The 18237-nt window shown below is 66.7% G+C and carries 18 protein-coding genes; 5 read left to right on the plus strand and 13 right to left on the minus strand.

The window, feature by feature from the left end; all coding sequences use genetic code 11:
• Window positions 1-67: 67 nt before the first annotated feature.
• Window positions 68-1243, plus strand: a complete 1176-nt coding sequence (locus K0O64_RS08130; RefSeq protein WP_071946932.1) for a serine/threonine-protein kinase — start codon at window positions 68-70, stop codon at window positions 1241-1243.
• Window positions 1244-1279: 36 nt separating this feature from the next.
• Here the strand turns inward: K0O64_RS08130 and K0O64_RS08135 are convergent, their stop codons facing one another.
• The 3 genes from K0O64_RS08135 to K0O64_RS08145 all read right to left on the minus strand — a co-directional run bounded on the left by K0O64_RS08135 (window position 1280) and on the right by K0O64_RS08145 (window position 2916).
• Entirely contained in the window at window positions 1280-1615 is a 336-nt protein-coding gene (locus tag K0O64_RS08135; RefSeq protein ID WP_071946930.1) for an STAS domain-containing protein, read from the minus strand.
• Window positions 1616-1791: 176 nt separating this feature from the next.
• Window positions 1792-2487: a GAF and ANTAR domain-containing protein gene (locus tag K0O64_RS08140; RefSeq protein WP_071950008.1), complete on the minus strand. Its 696-nt coding sequence runs from the start codon at window positions 2485-2487 to the stop codon at window positions 1792-1794.
• Between the two features lie 144 nt (window positions 2488-2631).
• On the minus strand, window positions 2632-2916 hold the full coding sequence (locus tag K0O64_RS08145) for a hypothetical protein (protein ID WP_096310689.1): 285 nt from the start codon (window positions 2914-2916) through the stop codon (window positions 2632-2634).
• A 137-nt stretch (window positions 2917-3053) separates the two neighbouring features.
• Between K0O64_RS08145 and K0O64_RS08150 the strand changes: the two genes are divergently transcribed.
• Window positions 3054-3458 (plus strand): hypothetical protein, encoded by a 405-nt coding sequence (locus tag K0O64_RS08150; protein WP_096310691.1) that lies wholly within the window; start codon window positions 3054-3056, stop codon window positions 3456-3458.
• A 10-nt stretch (window positions 3459-3468) separates the two neighbouring features.
• Here the strand turns inward: K0O64_RS08150 and bluB are convergent, their stop codons facing one another.
• Window positions 3469-4113 carry a 5,6-dimethylbenzimidazole synthase gene (gene bluB, locus K0O64_RS08155; protein ID WP_071946926.1) on the minus strand — a complete coding sequence of 215 codons (645 nt, stop codon included), beginning with the start codon at window positions 4111-4113 and terminating at the stop codon, window positions 3469-3471.
• A 125-nt stretch (window positions 4114-4238) separates the two neighbouring features.
• On the opposite strand from bluB, the gene K0O64_RS08160 reads away from it, so the two are divergent.
• Window positions 4239-5183 carry an alpha/beta fold hydrolase gene (locus K0O64_RS08160; RefSeq protein ID WP_071946924.1) on the plus strand — a complete coding sequence of 315 codons (945 nt, stop codon included), beginning with the start codon at window positions 4239-4241 and terminating at the stop codon, window positions 5181-5183.
• Here the strand turns inward: K0O64_RS08160 and K0O64_RS08165 are convergent.
• The 4 genes from K0O64_RS08165 to K0O64_RS08180 form a co-directional block, all read right to left on the minus strand.
• Entirely contained in the window at window positions 5180-6553 is a 1374-nt protein-coding gene (locus K0O64_RS08165; protein ID WP_071946922.1) for a flavin monoamine oxidase family protein, read from the minus strand. The genes K0O64_RS08160 and K0O64_RS08165 overlap by 4 nt on opposite strands.
• Before the next feature lie 49 nt (window positions 6554-6602).
• Entirely contained in the window at window positions 6603-7583 is a 981-nt protein-coding gene (locus K0O64_RS08170) for a TIGR03617 family F420-dependent LLM class oxidoreductase (protein ID WP_071946920.1), read from the minus strand.
• Between the two features lie 84 nt (window positions 7584-7667).
• On the minus strand, window positions 7668-8780 hold the full coding sequence (locus tag K0O64_RS08175; RefSeq protein WP_071946918.1) for an Rv3169 family protein: 1113 nt from the start codon (window positions 8778-8780) through the stop codon (window positions 7668-7670).
• Window positions 8781-8786: 6 nt separating this feature from the next.
• The gene (locus K0O64_RS08180; protein WP_220046277.1) at window positions 8787-9926 is read right to left on the minus strand and encodes a phosphotransferase family protein; all 1140 of its coding nucleotides are present in this window, start codon (window positions 9924-9926) and stop codon (window positions 8787-8789) included.
• Between the two features lie 40 nt (window positions 9927-9966).
• Here K0O64_RS08180 and K0O64_RS08185 point away from each other — a divergent pair, with 40 nt between their 5' ends.
• Both K0O64_RS08185 and K0O64_RS08190 read left to right on the plus strand, forming a co-directional pair.
• Entirely contained in the window at window positions 9967-10569 is a 603-nt protein-coding gene (locus tag K0O64_RS08185) for a TetR/AcrR family transcriptional regulator C-terminal ligand-binding domain-containing protein (protein ID WP_071946914.1), read from the plus strand.
• Window positions 10570-10583: 14 nt separating this feature from the next.
• Complete coding sequence (locus K0O64_RS08190; RefSeq protein WP_071946912.1) at window positions 10584-11471, plus strand: SDR family NAD(P)-dependent oxidoreductase; 888 nt, start codon at window positions 10584-10586, stop codon at window positions 11469-11471.
• Window positions 11472-11484: 13 nt separating this feature from the next.
• Here K0O64_RS08190 and K0O64_RS08195 read toward each other — a convergent pair whose 3' ends face one another.
• The 5 genes from K0O64_RS08195 to nuoL all read right to left on the minus strand — a co-directional run bounded on the left by K0O64_RS08195 (window position 11485) and on the right by nuoL (window position 18237).
• A complete protein-coding gene (locus K0O64_RS08195; protein ID WP_071946910.1) occupies window positions 11485-12378 on the minus strand; it encodes a DUF4344 domain-containing metallopeptidase in 894 nt (297 codons plus the stop codon).
• A 90-nt stretch (window positions 12379-12468) separates the two neighbouring features.
• The gene (locus tag K0O64_RS08200; protein WP_071946908.1) at window positions 12469-13227 is read right to left on the minus strand and encodes an enoyl-CoA hydratase; all 759 of its coding nucleotides are present in this window, start codon (window positions 13225-13227) and stop codon (window positions 12469-12471) included.
• Window positions 13227-14792 carry an NADH-quinone oxidoreductase subunit NuoN gene (gene nuoN, locus K0O64_RS08205; RefSeq protein ID WP_071946906.1) on the minus strand — a complete coding sequence of 522 codons (1566 nt, stop codon included), beginning with the start codon at window positions 14790-14792 and terminating at the stop codon, window positions 13227-13229. The genes K0O64_RS08200 and nuoN overlap by 1 nt, the downstream gene beginning before the upstream one ends.
• A complete protein-coding gene (locus K0O64_RS08210; RefSeq protein WP_071950006.1) occupies window positions 14789-16348 on the minus strand; it encodes an NADH-quinone oxidoreductase subunit M in 1560 nt (519 codons plus the stop codon). Before K0O64_RS08210 ends, nuoN begins: the two co-directional genes overlap by 4 nt.
• Before the next feature lie 5 nt (window positions 16349-16353).
• The gene (nuoL, locus tag K0O64_RS08215) at window positions 16354-18237 is read right to left on the minus strand and encodes an NADH-quinone oxidoreductase subunit L (RefSeq protein ID WP_071946904.1); all 1884 of its coding nucleotides are present in this window, start codon (window positions 18235-18237) and stop codon (window positions 16354-16356) included.

Consider the following 18237-nt stretch of genomic DNA (forward strand, 5'->3'; position numbering starts at 1 on the left):
CAACTGCGAAGCAAGTAGAGCGTTTAATGCTGGTTTGCATCAACGTCATTGCGGCTACGGAGAGAGTATGACCGGCCACGACATGCTCGTGGACCGCTACGCGCTGCACGGGGTTCTCGGTCGCGGCGGCATGGCTGAGGTCCGCGAAGGTTGGGACACCAGGCTGAATCGGCCGGTGGCCATCAAACTGCTGCACCCCGCGCTGATCGCGGAGCCGGGGGTTCGCAGCCGATTCGAGGACGAAGCACGCTCGGCGGCGCAGCTCTGCCATCAGAACATCGTCACGGTGTACGACTTCGGCGAACACCACGGCAGTCCGTTCATCGTGATGGAGCGCCTGCCCGGTCAGACCCTCGCCGACGTCATCGCCGCCGGCCCGATGCCGGCGCATCACGTCCGCGCGATGCTCGATGATGTTCTTGCCGGTCTGAGCGCAGCGCACGCCGCCGGGGTGTTACATCGGGACATCAAGCCGGGCAACATCCTGGTATCTGCGCCAGGTGACTCGATGAAGGTCGCCGACTTCGGCATCGCCAAGACCGGTGGTGCTGCCTACACGATGACTGGCCAGATCGTGGGCACGATGTGCTACATGAGCCCCGAGCGTATCGCCGGGGCTCCCGCGTCGATCCGAGACGATCTCTACGCGGTCGGGCTGCTGGGCTACGAGGCGCTGCTGGGTCGACGACTGTTCCCGCAAGACAATCCCGCTGCGCTGGCACACGCGATCATGGGCAGCACACCACCGCCGGTGGCCTCGGTGCGCGCCGACGCCGACCCGGTGCTGGCCGCCGTTATCGACCGTGCGATCGCACGAGATCCTGCGCAGCGCTTCGGCAGTGCCGAACAGATGCGCGCTGCTCTGTCCGGCGATCGGCGGGCGCTACTCGACGGGGCCGTGCCGGTACAGCGGCCGGCGACCAAAGTGCTTGAGGGCCCGCCCGTTCCGGTCACGCACTATCCGCCGCCGCGGCGGCGTCAGCGCACGGCAGGCCGCAAGTACGGGATTGCGGCCGGCGTTCTTGGTGCCCTGGCCATCTCGGTGGTGGCGCTGGCAATGGACCCGTCGTCGACGACGCCGGCACCGCAACCGGTCAGCACCAGTACCCCCGTAGCCCCACCGCCGAGCGTCGCGCCACCGCCGAGCCCGGTCGTCCAACAACCCGCTCCAGCGGTCGAGGATCAACCGGGCGCGCCGGGCGGCGGCGGAGGCCACGGAAAGGGCAACAAGAAGCGGGGCTAGAAGCCTGCGTCCGTCAACGGCTAGCGGCGGGCGGGCTTATGCGCACAACGACTCGCAGAGAGTGATGACACGCGAGACACATTGTGCGGGTTCGAGGTCCAGCGTGACGTCCGCCATGCGGCAGCGGTCCTCGATGCTGTAGAGCGCCGAAAGGCCGGCGCAGTCGAAGAACGTCACCCGGGTCATGTCGAGGGTGATCCGCCGGCAGTTGGCCGCACTGCGGAGCACATAGTCGCTGAATTGCCGGGCGGTGGACATGTCGACGTCGCCGACGACTCTGACACGGACGTCGGCGGTGTCAGGCCACTCGCTGGACAACTGGATTCGGCCGGTGGGCGGGTCACTGGTCGACGGAAAAAGAGACAAAGACATTGAATCGGCTCCGATGAGCAATAGAAGGAAAAAGCAAGTTTTGTGTGGGACGCGCCCGAAAGGCTCGCATTGCGGGTGCGAGGTGCACCGCACGCCTGCGACGAATACCGCGGCTGTAAATTCAACCTTCCTCGACCCTACACGCAACGGGCGACGCGGCCCAGTCCCGAAAGAAGTTACTGCTCAGCCGGCCTAGCGGAGACGAGACGCTCCGCGATTTCGGCCAGGCGGGTGTTCGATTCCTGGGACAGTCTCCGCAGTAGCTCGAACGCGGCGACCGCGTCGATATTGAACCGTTCCATCAGCAGTCCCTTGGCTTGGCCGATCACATCCCGGCTCGCCAACGCACTGCGAAATTGTTGTTCGCGGCGCATCGAATTCCAGGCCACGCTCGTGTGTGCGGCGTAGACGAGACCTAATTCGATGGAGTCGTCGTCGAAGGCGCCCGCCGATTCGGCGTAGAGGTTCAGTGCGACGAACAATGCGCTCTCGCCGAACAGACGGAACGAGAGAACCGATTGCACCGGCGTGCGGTCGAGCGCGGCCGCACGGTATTTTGGCCAGCGGTCTTCAGTAGCAAGATCGTCGATGTGGATGATCTGATGAGTCCACGCCGCGGAAAGGCAAGGGCCCTCGCCGTTTTCGCGTTGCACCTCGTCGAGCACGGTGGGGTAGCGGTGCGTCGCGCCCTTCGTGGTGATGTGCTCGATGCCTTCAATGACGGTCAGGCCCGCGTACTGAGCGCCCGGTACCGACTCCACGGTGGTCTCGCCGATCGCGCGCAGCGCCGAGTCGAAGTCGCCGTTCTCAGTCCGCTGCACATCGTCGACCTGATGCAGGACCGTGAATGTCTGGGCGCGCTCCTCCGACAACTCCAGATCGAGCTGAGCTAGTTGCTCAGCTGCGTTGTCGTCGGGGTGTCCCGCCACGGTGCCTCCAAATTCATCGCTTGGATCCGAATATGGCACCCGACCCTGTGGGCCACAACCTGGGCCCGCCGGACGTCATCAATTGCGTCAGCAGGGCATGTCCGCGGGCGTGTAGTACGGCACACCATCGCCGGTCATACACGGGGGTCGGCCGGATGCGGACTGCGCCGCCGCATCCTCGGGTGAGGCGACCGGCGACACCACGCCCGGGCTGAGCTCGATACCGGGACCGACCATGACCTGGGGACCGAACACGACGCACCCGGTCGCGTCCTGCGCTGCCGCGGCTGCGCCGCACTCGTCGGCCCGGGCCGGCGACGGCGCCACCAGCAGTGCCGCAGCCATCACCGCGACCGCGAACAGTGTCTTCATCGGTCTTGTTCTACTCTGTCGGCGCGTCGCCGGCGGTGAGAATGCGAAAGAGACTGTCGCGCAGCGTGTGACCACGGTAACTAGTTCAGCTAACAGAATTGGCGTTTCAACGCGTCAATCCGGGTATACGGCCTTGCATGGCACTGAAAACGATTTCCCTGACATCAGTTTTCCTCTCCGGTGCTGCAGCCGTCGCAATCGCGGCCGCTCCACTGGCTGCCGCTGATCCCGCGCCGGGGTGCGTCAACCCCGACGGGAGCCCGTGTCCGGTGGCCACAGCCGGTCCGAATGGCGCCTCCGGCGCGATCCCGGGTGGCCCGAGTGGCTCGGCGGACGGCAACGGCGCGGCCGGTTCGATTCCGTACGGCCCGAGCGGTGCGGCGGACGGCAACGGCGCCTCCGGCTCGATTCCCTACGGCCCGGGCGGCACCGCAGACCGCAATGGCGCCAGTGGCGGCATCCCGAACGGCCCGAGCGGATCAGCCGGCCCGGGCGGGGCGACCGGATGCATCCCCTACGTGGGTTGCGCCTCGGTCGGCTGACCAATCCTGGCTAACTCCACCGGTTTTCGCTGACGAACTCGGCGAGTGGGCGACCGAACGTCCACTCGTCGATTTCCAGCGCCGGGCGATCGGGGAAGTCCGGTACCGGACCCAGGCACAGCACGGCCACGGGCTCGGCACCATCGGGCATCTCCAGCAATTCGGCGAGACGCTGCGGGTCGAAGATCGACACCCAGCCCATGCCGAGGCCCTCGGCACGCGCTGCGAGCCACAGGTTTTGGATCGCACACGACACCGAGGCCAAATCCATGTGCGGCATCGTCCGTCGGCCGAAGACATGGCTGTCGCGGCCCTCGCCGAGCGCGACCACCAGTAGCTCAGCGCACTCGAGGATCCCCTCGACCTTCAGCGCCAGGAACTCGCTCGCGCGAGTGCCCAGTGCCGCAGCAGTGTGCTGGCGTTCCTCGTCGACCAGGGCATGGATCTTGTGCCGCAATCCCGTGTCGGTGATACGGATGAACCGCCAGGGCTGCATCAGTCCAACGCTGGGAGCGGCGTGAGCGGCCGCGAGCAGCCGGGCCAACACCGCGTCGGGCACCGAGGTGCCTGTACTGAATCTGCGCATGTCCCGGCGCTCGTGGATGACGCGGTAGACGGCGCGACGCTCCTCGTCGGCGAACGCGTGCTCGGTCACGGGGTCATCGTAGAGAGGCACGGTGCGGTAACGACCGGCGCGGTGCGACGGTTCAGGCGCGCCTGGGGTGGTTACTCTAGGGATCCCGGAGCGGCAGTGGCGCCGCGCCGAGCAAGGAGGGGGCCATGTCCGCGTCCCGCACGGCCGTCAAGAACGGCACGGAGTTGCCGCCCAGCCGGACCGTCGAGGTCAGGGCCGCCGATGGCACCCGCCTGCACACCGAGGTCTTCGGACCGCCGGACGGCTATCCGATCGTGCTGGCGCACGGCATCACCTGCGCCCTTCGGGTCTGGCACGAGCAGATCAAGGATCTCTCCCGTGATTTTCGGGTGATCGCCTACGACCACCGCGGACACGGCCGCAGCGGGGTTCCCCGCCGGTCCGGATACAGCCTCGGCCACCTGGCCGGCGACCTCGACGCGGTGCTGACCGCCACGCTGCGGCCCGGTGAGCGAGCGGTGATCGCCGGACACTCGATGGGCGGCATCGCGATCAGCTCGTGGGCTGACCGCTACCGGCATCGGGTTCTCCAGCGCGCCGACGCTGTCGCTTTGATCAACACCACCACCGGCGACCTGCTGAAGGAAATCAATCTGCTGCGGGTGCCCGCGCTACTGGCGGCCGGCAGGTCACTGGCCGCACGGCACCTGATCAGGACCTTCGGCGGCGCACCCTTGATTTGGGGCGCCCAGCCCGGCAGCCGCTGGTTCGTCTCGATGATGGCCGTCGGCGCCGGGGCGGACCCGGCCGTCGGCAAACTCATCCACGATCTGTTCGCCGAGACCCCGGCCGGCGGCCGTGGCGCGTGGGCGCGAGTGCTCGTCGACGAGATAGGGCCGCGCCACATCGATCTCACCGGACTGACCGTGCCCACGTTGGTGATCGGCAGCACCAAGGATCGGCTGTTGCCGATGTGCCAGTCGCGCAAGATCGCCGAGGCCGTGCCCAATCTGGTCGACCTGGTCGAGATACCGGGCGGACACTGCGCGATCCTGGAGCACCCCGACGTCGTCAACGGGCATCTGCGGGCGCTGGTTTCGTCGGTGACTGCGCAGCGCATCAGCTCCTAAAGCGTCGCGGCGACCTCGGTTGCCGCGCGCAGTCCGGAGCGCACCGCACCGTCCAGGAAGCCGGTCCACTGGTCGGCGGTCTCGGTGCCGGCCCAATGCAACGGGCCGACCGGTTCGCGCAGCAGGTGGCCGAACTCCGTCCACACACCCGGTGGCACCGCCGCGGTCGGGCCACCGGGAGCGAAAGTCTCTGCGCCCCAACAATGATCGAGATACTCGACGGGACTCTCGGCGTCCGGGCCGAACAACGCCGCGAAACCGGCCAGCGCTTTCCGTCGGCGCTCGTCGGCGCTGAGCGCGTCGAACCCCCGCGAGTCAACGAAGCCGAGCAGGATTCCCGGACCGTCGGCGCCGGGGCTGACGTCGAAGGTGATGAAGACCGATCCCTGATCGGACAGCGCCTGCCCGGACAGGCCCTTGTCGCGCCAGAACGGCCGCGAATACGCGGCGTACGCCTTGCTCAGAGCGCCCTGCGGCCAGCGTTGGGCCAGCTGTTGGTAGCCGATCGGCGGCGGTGGTGCGATGTCGATGTTCAGCCGATGTGCCGGCGGGATGGCCAGGATGACCCGTCGCGCCTCGACGACCCCGCTCGACGACGTGACCGCCACCGCGTCATCGGACCATTCGATCCGGCTGACGACCGCGTTCAGTCGGACGCGGTCGCCGAGCTCGGCGGCCATCGCGTGGGCGATCTGCTGGGTACCGCCCGGGAAGTGGTCTTGCTGGGCACCGCCGACGACGTCGAGCATGCGATCCAGGCCGCCGGCCGCCTTGACGTAGCGCACCGCGTGCAGCATCGACACTTCGTCGGGCTCTGCGCCCCAGGTCACCCGCGACATGATGGCCATCAGGTCCCGCGACGACGCACTGGCGCCCACCGAGCGCAACCAGCCGCCCAGGGACGTACCGTCCAGCTGCTTGGCCTTGGCTGACGTCCAGGGCTGCGCGACGTCGACGCCCTTCGACAGGCGCGCGACCTGCCACTGGATCCGGCCGATGTCGAGGAGCCCGAGCAGCGACAACTTGGGGATCGTGCCGCGGTAGGACCGCACCTTGCCGCGCCACCGGATGAGGTTGGCACCGTCGTGATGGGTGGGGGAGGTGGGGCAGCCGAGTTCTTCGGCCAGCGCGATCACCGCGTCCTGGGTGGGCCCGACGAAGGTGCCACCGAGATCGACCGGCACGCCGGCCAGCGATGTCGTGCTCGAACGGCCGCCGACGCGGTCGCGACCCTCCAACACCAGTACCTCGTGCCCGCGTTTGACCAGCTCACGAGCGGCTGTCAGACCGGCGAAGCCGGCACCGATGACCACGACGTCATAACCCACCACTCCACCAGTGTTGCCTGTCCCTTTCGCCCAAACCGACATTTGGCCGCGAAAGTGCGAGTGGCGAGCTGCAGAACGTCGACTTCGGCGGCTAGCGAGCCAGCTCGTCGACGATCTGGGCCAGGGTTTGGGTGGCGATGGGCCCCGGCTGGTAGAGGCAGACGGTATCGCCGACGCCGTCCACCCGCGCGCGGATGTGCGCGGCGATCTGCTTCGGCGTGCCGCAGGCCGCGATGGTGTGCAGCACCTCGTCGCTGATGAGACCGGCCATTTCGTGCCATTTGCCTTGTTTGGACATCGAATTGAGCTCGGGCTGCAGATCACCCCAGCCGTGGATGTCGAGCACCGGGCGGTACGCCGGGGTGGACCCGTAGAACGCCAGCAGCCGCCGCGTCGCGTCGTGGTCCTCGCCCGCGGACAGGATGATTTCGGGCACCACCGCGAACGACGACTCCGCCCGCCCGGCGGCGGCGAGTCCGTCGCGCACCGCCGGCATCGTGGACTCGCGCAGGAATTTCGCCGAGCCGAACGGCATCACCAGCAATCCATCGGCGACCTCGGCGGTGGCCCGGGTCAGTCGGGGTCCCAGCGCGCCGACGTAAATCGGCGGTGGACCAAAGGGATTCGGGCCCGGGTTGAATGTCGGCGTCATCAGGGTGTGCCGGTAGAACTCGCCGCGGAAGTCAAGCCGCTCGCCGGTTTCCCAGGTGGCGAAGATCGCCCGCAGCGCACGCACGAGCTCGCTCATGCGTGCGACCGGCTTGTCGAAGGCGGCGCCGTAACGCTTCTCGACCTGTGCGCGGACCTGGGTGCCGAGTCCGAGGGTGAACCGGCCCTGCGCGAGCAACTGGTGATCGTACGCCTGGTGTGCCAGCTGAATCGGATTGCGCGGGAACGCGATTGCCACGTTCGTCAGCAGATCCAGGCCGCCGACACCGGCCGCCAGTGTCAGCGGCGCGAATACGTCGTGCGGGCCTTCGAAGGTGAAGACGCCACTCGCGCCGGCCTCGCGCAGCGCTCGCGCGCGATCGACCGCATCGGTGGGCCCGAACAGGGCCGTCAAGACTTTCACTGTTCTCACCTAGCGATCGAGATCGACGTTGTGCAGGGCTTTACTCGTGCTTTCCCTGCGACACGTCGGTTTGGGCGGGAAGGGTCAGGGGGCTACCGTGAGCCAGTCGGTGAAGCCCGACGGGTCGTGGCGGCCCAGAGCGCCATGCTCGAACAGACCCCAGCCCTCGGCAGACTTGCCACCGTCGTGGCAGACCGCGCGCCCGACGTGGTCGATCACGCCGAATGCGGAGCGCCCGATGATCGCCGGGTCGTTCATGTCGTAGGTGAGCCGCTCGGCGAACTTCTCGCCCTTCCACACACCGTGGATCCAGTCCGAGTCGCCGCCGTAGCCGCCGCCGACGTGAATCGGTACGGGAAGCTTGGACTCCACATCGAAACGCAGTGGCGCACCGGAGGAATCGGTCGCCTCGATGGTCGCACCGGTGGGAATGCGGGTGCCGGACCGGTAGTGGATCTTGACCCGCGGCCAGCCCAGCTGCTCGACGCGGCCGTCGCGCCAGATCCGGGTGCAGTCGTTGAGCGAACGGAAGCCGTCGGGCGCCTCCTGGATGATCACCACGATCGCGTAGTCGTCGAAGGCCATCGGGACGTACAGCCACCACATGCCCTCGAACGGGGGATCAGCCGGCCGGCCGGCGGGCTCGGCCTCACCGATCGGGCGGATGCCCCACGACCGGTCGCGGCTGCCGATCCATACCGACGGGTCGACGGTGATCTCCTCGCCGTCGATGGCGATATAGCCTGCCCACGAACCCAATTGGGCAAACCGCTGGGCATCGAGGGTCACCCGGTTGCCCTGGCGCATGATGTGCGGCTGCTCCTGAACGACGGGGAACAGGCCCTCCCAGGTGAGATCGATGGCCATGCCCTCGGTCTCGTCCATCACGATCCGGATCTTCTGCAGCGGCTCCACGACCTCGAGGCGGTAGCCGTTGCAATGCTGATTGAGCCGGTCCTGGTCGATCGCGTCGGACACGTGCACCGCGGTCTGCGTGTCACCCCGGCGCACCAACACGTAGGCGTCCTTGACACCGAGGTTGGGGTAGTAGCCGATACCGGTGATCAGGAAGATGTCGCCGGTACGATCGTGGCAGTTGAAATAGCTGCGGTCGTAGAAGTTCCGGTCCGAAGAGTTCGGCCAGGCGATTGGTAGCGGCGCCTGGTGAACGGGGTATTCGTCGAGCGGTCCGAGCATGTCGGGTCAGGCCTCCTCAATCAGCCGGCGCAGCAGCCCGGCGTGGTAGAACATCGACTCGACGTCCTCTGGCTTCTCGATCTCGCCGAAGTGCACGCGCCGCGCACCGGTGCGCATGAACACACAGCACCAGATCACCCCGGAGTACACGTAGAACCAACGCAGGTCGCCCAGCTCGACGCCGGTCAACTTCTCATAGGTGGCGCGAACGTCTTCTTCCCGCATCACGTCCGGCAGACCCGGCATTCCGGCCAGCCCGGCGAGCTCCTGGAACACCATGTGCGCGAAGATGATCCACGCGACATCCAACTCGCGCGGACCCAGCGTCGCCATCTCCCAGTCCAGCACCGCGACCGGGCGGAAATCCTGGTACAGCACATTGCCGATCCGCGAGTCGCCCCATGCCAGAACAGGTTCGGTGGCCGCGACATCGGTGGGGAAGTTCTCCTCCAGCCATGCGAGGGCGGTTTCGACCAGCGGTGAGCGGCCGATATCGGGAACGGCGAACTCGTACCACCCCTTGAGCCAGTTCAACTGGCGACGCAGCGGGGTGTCGCCGTCGGGCACGGCTTCGGCGAGGAAGCCGAAGGTGTCGGCCGCGTTGGGAATCGAATGCAGCTTCGCCAGCACCTCGACGGTCGAGTCCTGCAGTGCGCGTTGCTGTTCGGCGGGCGCGTCGGCGAACCAGTTGCCGCCGAAGGTGTACGGCATCACGTCGGGTGGCACGATGCCCTCGACGTGGTTCATCAAAAAGAAGGGGGCGCCGAGAATCTCGCCGGTCTTGTCGATCCAGCGCACCTTCGGCACCGGCACATCGGTCAATTCCTCGACCAGCCGGATGACGTCGAAATGATGGTCCATCCGGTAGGTGATGAAGACCGGGACATCTTCGGCGGTGGGGGCGACACGGGCCACCCACTTCTGCTCGACCTTCTTGCCGTCCTCGTCCCACCGCCCGGTGAGGATGATGGTCTCCGACGACATGCCGTTGGAGTCGATACCGCTCTCGACGGTCACCTCCGGCTTCACGCCGCTGGGCATGACGGTCGACAGCCATTCCGACAGCACAGCCGGAACGGTGCTGACATCACGACCAGAACGTTGTAACCGCTCGACGTCGGTTTCTACGGCTGGTTGGTTGGTCACCTTTGTCCTCCAACCCTATTACGATACGGTGGGTAGCGTTATGAAAGCAGACGCGTCTTCGCTTGACAAGACCGCGGTCCCGGGTCGGCCCCGCGATCCGCGTATCGACGCTGCCATACTGCGCGCAACCGCGGAGCTGCTTGTTGAAATCGGTTATCCGAATCTGACTTTGGCGGCGGTGGCCGAACGGGCGGGAACGACGAAGACCGCGCTGTACCGCCGGTGGTCCAGCAAGGCTGAGCTGGTGCACGAGGCGGCGTTCCCCGTGGCGCCCACCGCGTTGACGACGCCCGCCGGCGATATTGCCGCCGACATCCGGGCGATGCTCGAAGCTACTCGCGACGTGTTCACCAGCCCGGTGGTGCGGGCCGCGCTACCGGGATTGATCGCCGATATGAGCGCCGACGCAGCCCTGAATGCCCGGGTGATGTCCCGGTTCACCGAATTGTTCGCCGCGGTGCGGGATCGTCTGACCGAAGCGGTGCACTGCCGCGAAGTGCACGCCGACGTCGACCCGGAACGCCTGATCGAACTGATCGGTGGTGCGACGATGATGCGGTTGCTGCTGCGCCCGGACGACGTGCTCGACGCCGGCTGGGTCGATCAGACTGCGGCGATCCTCGTGCACGGGGTGGCGCTATGACTTTCAGGAGTGCGATGACAGGACGACTTGCCGGCCGAACCGCGATCGTCACCGGCGCCAGCCGGGGGTTGGGTCGTGCGACCGCTGTGGCGCTGGCCGCCGAGGGTGCCGCGGTGGCAGTGGTGGCGCGGACCGAACAGCAGTGGGACGACCGGCTGCCGGGCACGATCGGCGAAACCGTCGGTGCCATCGAGGAGACCGGCGGTCGGGCCGTGGCCATCCAAGCCGATCTGCTCGAGCGCGGCGACCTTCCCCGGTTGGTCGAGGAAGCCCGGGCCGCGCTGGGCCCGATCACGATCCTGGTCAACAATGCCGCATTCACTGCTCCAGGCCGTCCGCCCAAGCCGGATGCCGCACCCAAACCGGCGAAGAGCGCGAGCGCGCCGGCGGCCGTCAACACCGAGTGGCCTGGCTTCGTCACGATCCCGCCGAGTGCCTATCGCCGGCATTTCGAGATCGGTGTGTTCGCGTCCTATGAACTCATGCAACTGGTGTGCCCCGACATGTTCGCCGCCGGTCTCGGGTCGATCATCAATGTGACGTCGGTGGCCTCCCGGGTGCCCGGGGACGGACCGTACAAGGACTTCACCGGGGGAGTGCTGCCCGGTTACGGTGGATCGAAAGCGGCGCTGGAGCACCTGACCTGGTGTGCGGCATACGATCTGCAACGGCACAATATCGCGGTCAACGCGCTGGCGCCGTCGCGGCCGATTCCGACTCCGGGGCTGTCGTACTACCGCAACGAGTTCGCCAGTGTGTCACCGGAGGACGAGTTCGCGCGTGCAGCAGTGGAATTGGCGCTCGTCGACGCCAACGTCGTGACCGGGCGCACCATCGGCCACCTCGAAGCTCTCGACGGCAATTTCGCCCCGTTCACCAATACCAAGTCCGCATTGGGATAAAGGGTCGACGCCGCTACTTCAAATGCGGGCCCAGTAACTGACTCCACGCGTGGCTCAGCTTGTCCCATTCGTCCTCGCACAGCTCGGCCCGACTCTGGGGAAGATGGCCGTCGCCGACCAGGTCGCCATTGGCGGCCGGGTTTGACCCGTAGAGCCAGCATTCCATGTTGAATGCCCTGACCTTGTTCGGCGAGTGACCACCGGCGAGGTCGGCGTCATCGAGTTCACCCGCGGCTTCGGCGTAGCCCTGGAATTCGCGGGCCGAGTCTTTGATGGCCTGCACATTGCCCGGGTCCACCTTGCCGTCCGGCCCCGGCGTCAACAGGATGTAGGCCGAAAGCTGGTCGGCGACATCCTCTTCGCGGCCCGTGATGGGCAGGTCGTACAAGCTGATCACCATATGACCGAGCTCGTGGTAGAAGGTGGCGATCTCACCGTTGACAGTGGACGCCCTCGGATCGGCGTCACCGGCTTTGGTGTAGATCTCCAGACCCTCTGTCGCTTCCTCGTAACAGAGCGTCACCGAGTTGTCGTTCGGATCCCACCACGCGTTGGCCGTATCGCACTGCTTACCGACCAACTGAATGTCGTGCGGCAGTTTGAGTGTGTTGTTGACGCTGTCCGAGAGGTGGTTCAGGAGGTTGGCCTCCTGTTGAATATCGCGGCCCGTCTTGGCCTCGGACGAGGTGGCGTCGTCATACCGGGGAATCATCGAGCCCGACGCATCGTCCGTGCCGGTCCCGGATGGTTCGGCGGGGCGCGCCGACTGCGCCGGGCCCGCTTGCGCCGTCGAGGGGCTGACGGCGGACTCGGAAGGCTGATCGTTGTGCGCTCCCGTGTTGCCGCAGGCGCTGACGAGTATCACCAGACCGATGAGAGCGGCACCGGCGCGAACACGATCTGTCACGACGATATTGAATCATTTGCTGTGCCGAGATCGACGTTATGTCGCGATCCACTCGCACTTTCGCTGCCAAATGGCGGTTTGGGCGGGGGACTACATCTGCCGCTTGTTGCGTTCGGCGACCTCGCGCTGGCGGGCGGCCAGCTGGGCGGTGTCCACCGAGGCCGTACCGGCCACGGCGCGCTCGGCCTTCAACGCCGGTCCGGTGACGGCCGCGGTGCCGGTCCGGTAGATCTCCTTGAGACCGGCCATGGTCGCAGCGGGCACCTCGGCGATCTGCGCGGCCAGTTCCAGCGCCCGCGGCAGAAGTCGTTCGTGGTCAACCACTTCGGTGACCAAACCGATCTTCTCGGCGCGTTGTGCGTCGACCACCTCACCGGTCATCGACAATCGTCGCGCCATCCCCGAACCCACCAGCCGCGGCAGCCGCGCCGTCATCCCGCCGCCCGGCAGGATGCAGACGCGGGCGTGGGTGTCGGCGAAAACTGCGCGCTCCGAGGCGATCAGGAAGTCACACGCCAGTGCGATCTCCAGGCCGCCGGTGAACGTCGGCCCGTTGACCGCCCCGACGACCGGCTTGCTCAGATCGACGATCGCGTTCATGCAGTTCATCTTGTCGAACCGACCGAAGTAGTCCATGCCGAGGTTCTGCGCCTGCTTGAGGTCGACGCCGGCGCAGAACGCCGGATCGGTACCGGTGAGCACCACGGCGCGCACCGACTCGTCGGCGTCGGCCGCACCGAGCGCGGTGTAGAGCGCCTCGAACAGCTCGGTGCTCAACGCGTTGCGCACCTCGGGCCGGTTCATGGTCAAGACCCGGACCGCGCCGTGGTCATCGCTGAGGAGAATCATCAGTTCAGGAATCTAGCCGCATGGTCGACGAGGTCGAGAAGCGGCTGGGGCAGCGCTCCCAACGCGAACGTGATCACCGCGGTCAGGGTGATCGTCGCGATGCTCAGCGAGCTGGGTGTGACGACCTCGGGGGCATCCTCGGGCGGGTCGGTGAAGAACATCAACACGATCACCCGCACGTAGAAGTAGGCGGCGATCGCCGAGGCGATCACGCCCACCACCACCAGCGGGATGGCACCGCCCTGGCCCGCGGCCTTGAATACCGCGAACTTGCTGACGAAACCACTGGTCAGCGGGATGCCCGCGAAGGCCAGCAGGAACAGCGAGAACACCACGCCGACAAGTGGATAGCGACGGCCCAGGCCTGCCCAGCGGGACATGTCGGTCTCCTCGGCCCCGGCGGCGTCGCGGACCACGCTCACGACGGCGAACGCTCCGAGCGTCGAGAACCCGTAGGCGAACAGATAGAACAGTGTTGCCGAGAGTCCCGGCGGGTTGGCGGCGATCACCCCGGTGAGGATGAAACCGGCATGCGCGACAGCCGAATACGCGAGCATCCGCTTGACGTCGGTCTGGGTCACCGCGGTGACCGTCCCGACGACCATGGTCAGGATCGCCACCGCCCAGAGGACGGGGCGCCATTCGTGATTGAGCCCGGGCAACGCGACGTAGAAGATCCGCAGCATGGCGCCGAACGCGGCGACCTTGGTTGCGGCGGCCATGAACGCGGTGATCGGGGTGGGGGCGCCCTGATAGACGTCGGGGATCCACGCGTGGAACGGCACCGCACCGACTTTGAACAGCACGCCGACGGCCACCAGGGCCGCGCCGACCAGAGCCAGGGTGGACGTGTCGGTGCTGGTGTCGATGGCGCGGGCGATGCCGGGCAGGCTCAGGGTGCCGGAGTAGCCGTACAGCAGCGCGATGCCGTAGAGGAAGAAGGCTGACGAGAACGCGCCCAGCAGAAAGTATTTGAGTGCGGCTTCCTGGGACAGCAGCCGCCGGCGGCGGGCCAGTCCGCACATCAGATATAGCGGCAGCGAGAACACTTCCAACGCGACGAACATCGTCAGCAGGTCGTTGGCGGCCGGGAACAGCATCATCCCGGCGATGGCGAACATGGTCAGCGGGAACACTTCGGTTTGCACCAGCGCGGCCTTGGCGGCGATCTTCTCCGCGACGCTGCCCGGCACGGCCGACGCGTCGGGGGTGAAGGCGTCCAAAGTGGCTGGGCTGTCTTGCGATTCGACCGGTGCCCGGCGTTCGGCGATCAGCAGCACGCCGAGCACCCCGATCAACAGGATGGTGCCCTGAAGGAACAACGCCGGCGCGTCGACGGCCACCGCACCGACCACGACGGACTGGCCGACCCCGCCGTGTAGACCACGACCGAGCAGCACCACGGCGACGAACGCGGCGACCAGGCCGGCCAGGCTCAGCGCGACCTGGGTAGGGTAGCGGCTCTTGCGGGGCGCGAACGCCTCGACCAGCACGCCGGCCACGGCGACACCCAACACGATCAACATCGGTGAGACCTGGGTGTATTCGATGCTGGGCGCGTTCATGGGCGTGCCCCCTCCGCGACCGTCGGCGCCGGGTCGGGTTGATGGATCGACGTGAGAGTTGCGCTCACGGCCGGGTTGATGACATCCAACGCGATCTTGGGGTACACCCCGAGTCCGATCAGCAGCGCGATCAGCGGCGCCACCACCAGCAGCTCTCGGGGCCGCAGATCGCGCACCCTGTCGGTGCCGTCGGCGACGGGACCGGTCATCATCCGCTGGTAGAGCCAGAGTATGTAGACCGCTGAGAGCACCAGCGCTACCGAGGCGATGACGGCGAAGGCGGGGTAGCGGGTGAATGTGCCGATGAGGACCAGGAATTCACTGATGAACGGCGCCAGCCCGGGCAGTGACAACGTCGCCAATCCTGCTACCAGGAAGGTGCCTGCCAGCACTGGGGCGACTTTCTGGACTCCGCCGTAGTCGGCGATGAGGCGGCTGCCGCGGCGGCTGACCAGGAAGCCGGCGATCAAGAACAGTGCTGCGGTGGAGATTCCGTGGTTGACCATGTACAGGGTGGAGCCGGCCTGGCCCTGGCTAGTCATCACGAAGATGCCGAGGATGATGAAGCCGAAGTGGCTGATCGAGGTGTAGGCGATCAGCCGCATGACGTCGGTTTGGCCGATCGCCAGGATCGCGCCGTAGACGATGCCGATCACCGCCAACGCAATGACGACGGGCCGGAACAGCGTTGCGGCGTCTGGGAACAGCGGCAGGCAGTAGCGCAGCATCCCGAACGTGCCGACCTTGTCCATCACCGCCATCATCAACACCGCCGACGCGGGCGTGGCCTGCACGGCGGCGTCAGGCAGCCACCGATGGAACGGCCACAACGGTGCCTTCACGGCGAAGGCGAACATGAACCCGAGGAACAGGGCGTTGGCGATCCCGGGGTTCATGGTGAACTTCCCGGTTGCCACGGCGTCGACGATCGCGCGGAAGTCGAAGGTGCCCGCCTCGAACGCCTTGCTCCCCGCCGTCACCACATAAAGGCCGATGACGGCGGCCAGCATGATCAGTCCACCAAACAGGTTGTACAGCAGGAACTTCACCGCTGCTTTCGACCGGTTCTCGGCGCCGAACCCGCCGATCAGGAAGTACATCGGGATCAGCATGGCTTCGAAGAACACGTAGAACAGCAGGATGTCCAGGGCGACCAGCGACATCATCACCATGCCCTCGACGGCCAGCATCAGCGCGATGTAGCTGTGCGGCCCCCGGCCGGACAGGCCGGGCCGGTCATCGGCGTCGTTCCAGCCGGCGATCAACAGGATCGGCATCAGCACGGCGGTGAGCACCACCAGGGCCAGGGCGATGCCGTCGACGCCGAGGATGTATCCGGTTCCGAAAGACGGTATCCACGGATGGTTTTCGACGAACTGGAACTGCTCGCCGGCCGGATCGAACCGCACCGCGAGCAGCAGCGACAGCGCCAGCACCGCCAGCGACACGACCAGACCGGCGTACTTGGCGAAGTGGCGCAGCGACGCGGGCAGCACGATGATCAGCACTGCACCGATGACGGGGATGGCCCACAGGATCGTCAGCCAGGGGATCATGCCGCTCACCTCCACGCCGTGAACAAGACTGCGGCGACCACGAGTGCCGCACCGGCCAGCATGGAAAGCGCATAGGATCGGGCGAACCCGGTTTGCACCTGACGCAGCCGGTCCGAGATCCGGCCGACCAGGTACGCCAGCCCCTGGGTCACGCCGTCGACACCCTTCTCATCCACGGCGACAAGGCCTTTGGTCAATCCCTGGCCGGTGCGCATGAACGCGGCCTCGTTGAACGCGTCGCCGTACAGGTCGTTGCGCGCCGCGACGGTGAGGGCCGAGACGTCCAGCGGTGCGGTCTCGGGGACCTTGTGGTTCGCGTACTGCCGGTATGCCACTGCGATGCCGATGGCGACGACGCCGAGTGCGGTGAGGGTGATGATCCAGGCGGGGATGAGATGTTCGGTTTCGTGGTGGCCGACGACGGGTTCGAGCCAGTGTTGCAGGGTGTTGCCGATGGCCAGCAGGGCGCCGGCGCCGACGGAGCCGATCGCCAGGATGATCATCGGTGCGGTCATCGAGGCAGGCGATTCGTGCGGGTGGGTGTCGGGCTTCCAGCGGCGTTGGCCGAAGAAGGTGAGCAGCATGACGCGGGTCATGTAGAAGGCGGTGATCCCGGCACCGAGGAGGGCGGCGCCGCCGAGGAGAAATCCTTGGAGTCCGCCGGTGTTGAAGGCGGTTTCGATGATCGCATCTTTGGAGAAGTAGCCGGCGAACGGTGGCACACCGATGATGGCCAGGTAGCCGAGCCCGAAGGTGACAAACGTGATGGGTAGCAGGGTGCGGAGGCCGCCGTAGCGGCGCATGTCGGTTTCGTCGTTCATGGCGTGCATGACCGAGCCGGCGCCGAGGAACAGTCCGGCTTTGAAAAAGCCGTGGGTGAGTAGGTGCATGATCGCCACCGCGTAGCCGGCGGGCCCGAGCCCGGCGGCGAGGACCATGTAGCCGATCTGCGACATCGTGGAGGCGGCCAGGGCCTTTTTGATGTCATCTTTGGCGCAGCCGATGATCGCCCCGAACAACAGGGTGACCGCACCGACGGTGACGACCGCGGTCTGGGCCGCGGGCGCCGCGGTGAAGATCGGCCCGGAGCGCACGATCAGGTAAACACCGGCGGTGACCATGGTGGCGGCGTGGATCAAGGCGGAGACGGGGGTGGGGCCTTCCATGGCGTCGCCGAGCCAGGACTGCAATGGGACTTGGGCGCTCTTGCCGCAGGCGCCGAGGAGCAGCAGCAAGCCGACGGCGGTCAGGACACCGGAGGTCATCTGCGGCACCGCACCGAACACGGTGCTGAAGGTGACTGAGCCGAGGCTGGCGAACAGCACCATCAATGCGATCGCCAGCCCCATGTCGCCGACCCGGTTGACCACGAACGCCTTTTTCGCCGCGGTCGCCGCCGACGGTTTGTGCGCCCAGAAGCCGATCAGCAGATACGACGCCAAACCGACGCCCTCCCACCCCAGGTACAAACCGAGGTAGTTGTCGGCGAGCACGAGCAGCAGCATCGCGGCGACGAACAGGTTGAGGTAGGCGAAAAACCGGCGCCGGCCGGGATCGGTCTTCATGTAGCCGATCGAGTAGATGTGGATCAGCGCGCCGACGCCGGTGATCAGCAGCACGAAACACATCGACAGCGCGTCGAGTTGCAGACCGAAGTCCACCCGCAGCACCCCGACGGGCACCCAGGAGAACAGGACCTGGTGCACGATGCGGTCCTCGCCGGGTAGGGCGAGGAGGTGGGTGAACAGCACTGCGCCGCAGGCGAAGGCGCCGAGCACCGCCGCGCAGGCCAGCAGATGCCCCCACGCGTTGGTGGCTTTGCCGCCCAGCAGCAGGATGACGGCCCCGGCCAAGGGCAGCGCGATGGTCAACCACACCAGTGTCTGCAT

The sequence above is a fragment of the Mycolicibacterium pallens genome, from assembly GCF_019456675.1.
In the GTDB taxonomy this organism is placed as follows: Bacteria; Actinomycetota; Actinomycetes; order Mycobacteriales; family Mycobacteriaceae; genus Mycobacterium; species Mycobacterium crocinum.

Excerpts from the sequence above, each read along its gene's own strand:
- K0O64_RS08175 (WP_071946918.1), bottom strand. The coding sequence starts at position 8,780 with ATGCTCGGACCGCTCGACGAATACCCCGTTCACCAGGCGCCGCTACCA.
- nuoN (WP_071946906.1), bottom strand. The coding sequence starts at position 14,792 with ATGAACGCGCCCAGCATCGAATACACCCAGGTCTCACCGATGTTGATC.
- K0O64_RS08145 (WP_096310689.1), bottom strand. The coding sequence starts at position 2,916 with ATGAAGACACTGTTCGCGGTCGCGGTGATGGCTGCGGCACTGCTGGTG.
- K0O64_RS08150 (WP_096310691.1), top strand. The coding sequence starts at position 3,054 with ATGGCACTGAAAACGATTTCCCTGACATCAGTTTTCCTCTCCGGTGCT.
- K0O64_RS08130 (WP_071946932.1), top strand. The coding sequence starts at position 68 with ATGACCGGCCACGACATGCTCGTGGACCGCTACGCGCTGCACGGGGTT.
- K0O64_RS08200 (WP_071946908.1), bottom strand. The coding sequence starts at position 13,227 with ATGATTCTCCTCAGCGATGACCACGGCGCGGTCCGGGTCTTGACCATG.
- K0O64_RS08165 (WP_071946922.1), bottom strand. The coding sequence starts at position 6,553 with ATGTCGGTTTGGGCGAAAGGGACAGGCAACACTGGTGGAGTGGTGGGT.
- K0O64_RS08210 (WP_071950006.1), bottom strand. The coding sequence starts at position 16,348 with ATGATCCCCTGGCTGACGATCCTGTGGGCCATCCCCGTCATCGGTGCA.
- K0O64_RS08185 (WP_071946914.1), top strand. The coding sequence starts at position 9,967 with ATGAAAGCAGACGCGTCTTCGCTTGACAAGACCGCGGTCCCGGGTCGG.
- K0O64_RS08190 (WP_071946912.1), top strand. The coding sequence starts at position 10,584 with ATGACAGGACGACTTGCCGGCCGAACCGCGATCGTCACCGGCGCCAGC.
- nuoL (WP_071946904.1), bottom strand. The coding sequence starts at position 18,237 with ATGCAGACACTGGTGTGGTTGACCATCGCGCTGCCCTTGGCCGGGGCC.
- K0O64_RS08160 (WP_071946924.1), top strand. The coding sequence starts at position 4,239 with ATGTCCGCGTCCCGCACGGCCGTCAAGAACGGCACGGAGTTGCCGCCC.
- K0O64_RS08135 (WP_071946930.1), bottom strand. The coding sequence starts at position 1,615 with ATGTCTTTGTCTCTTTTTCCGTCGACCAGTGACCCGCCCACCGGCCGA.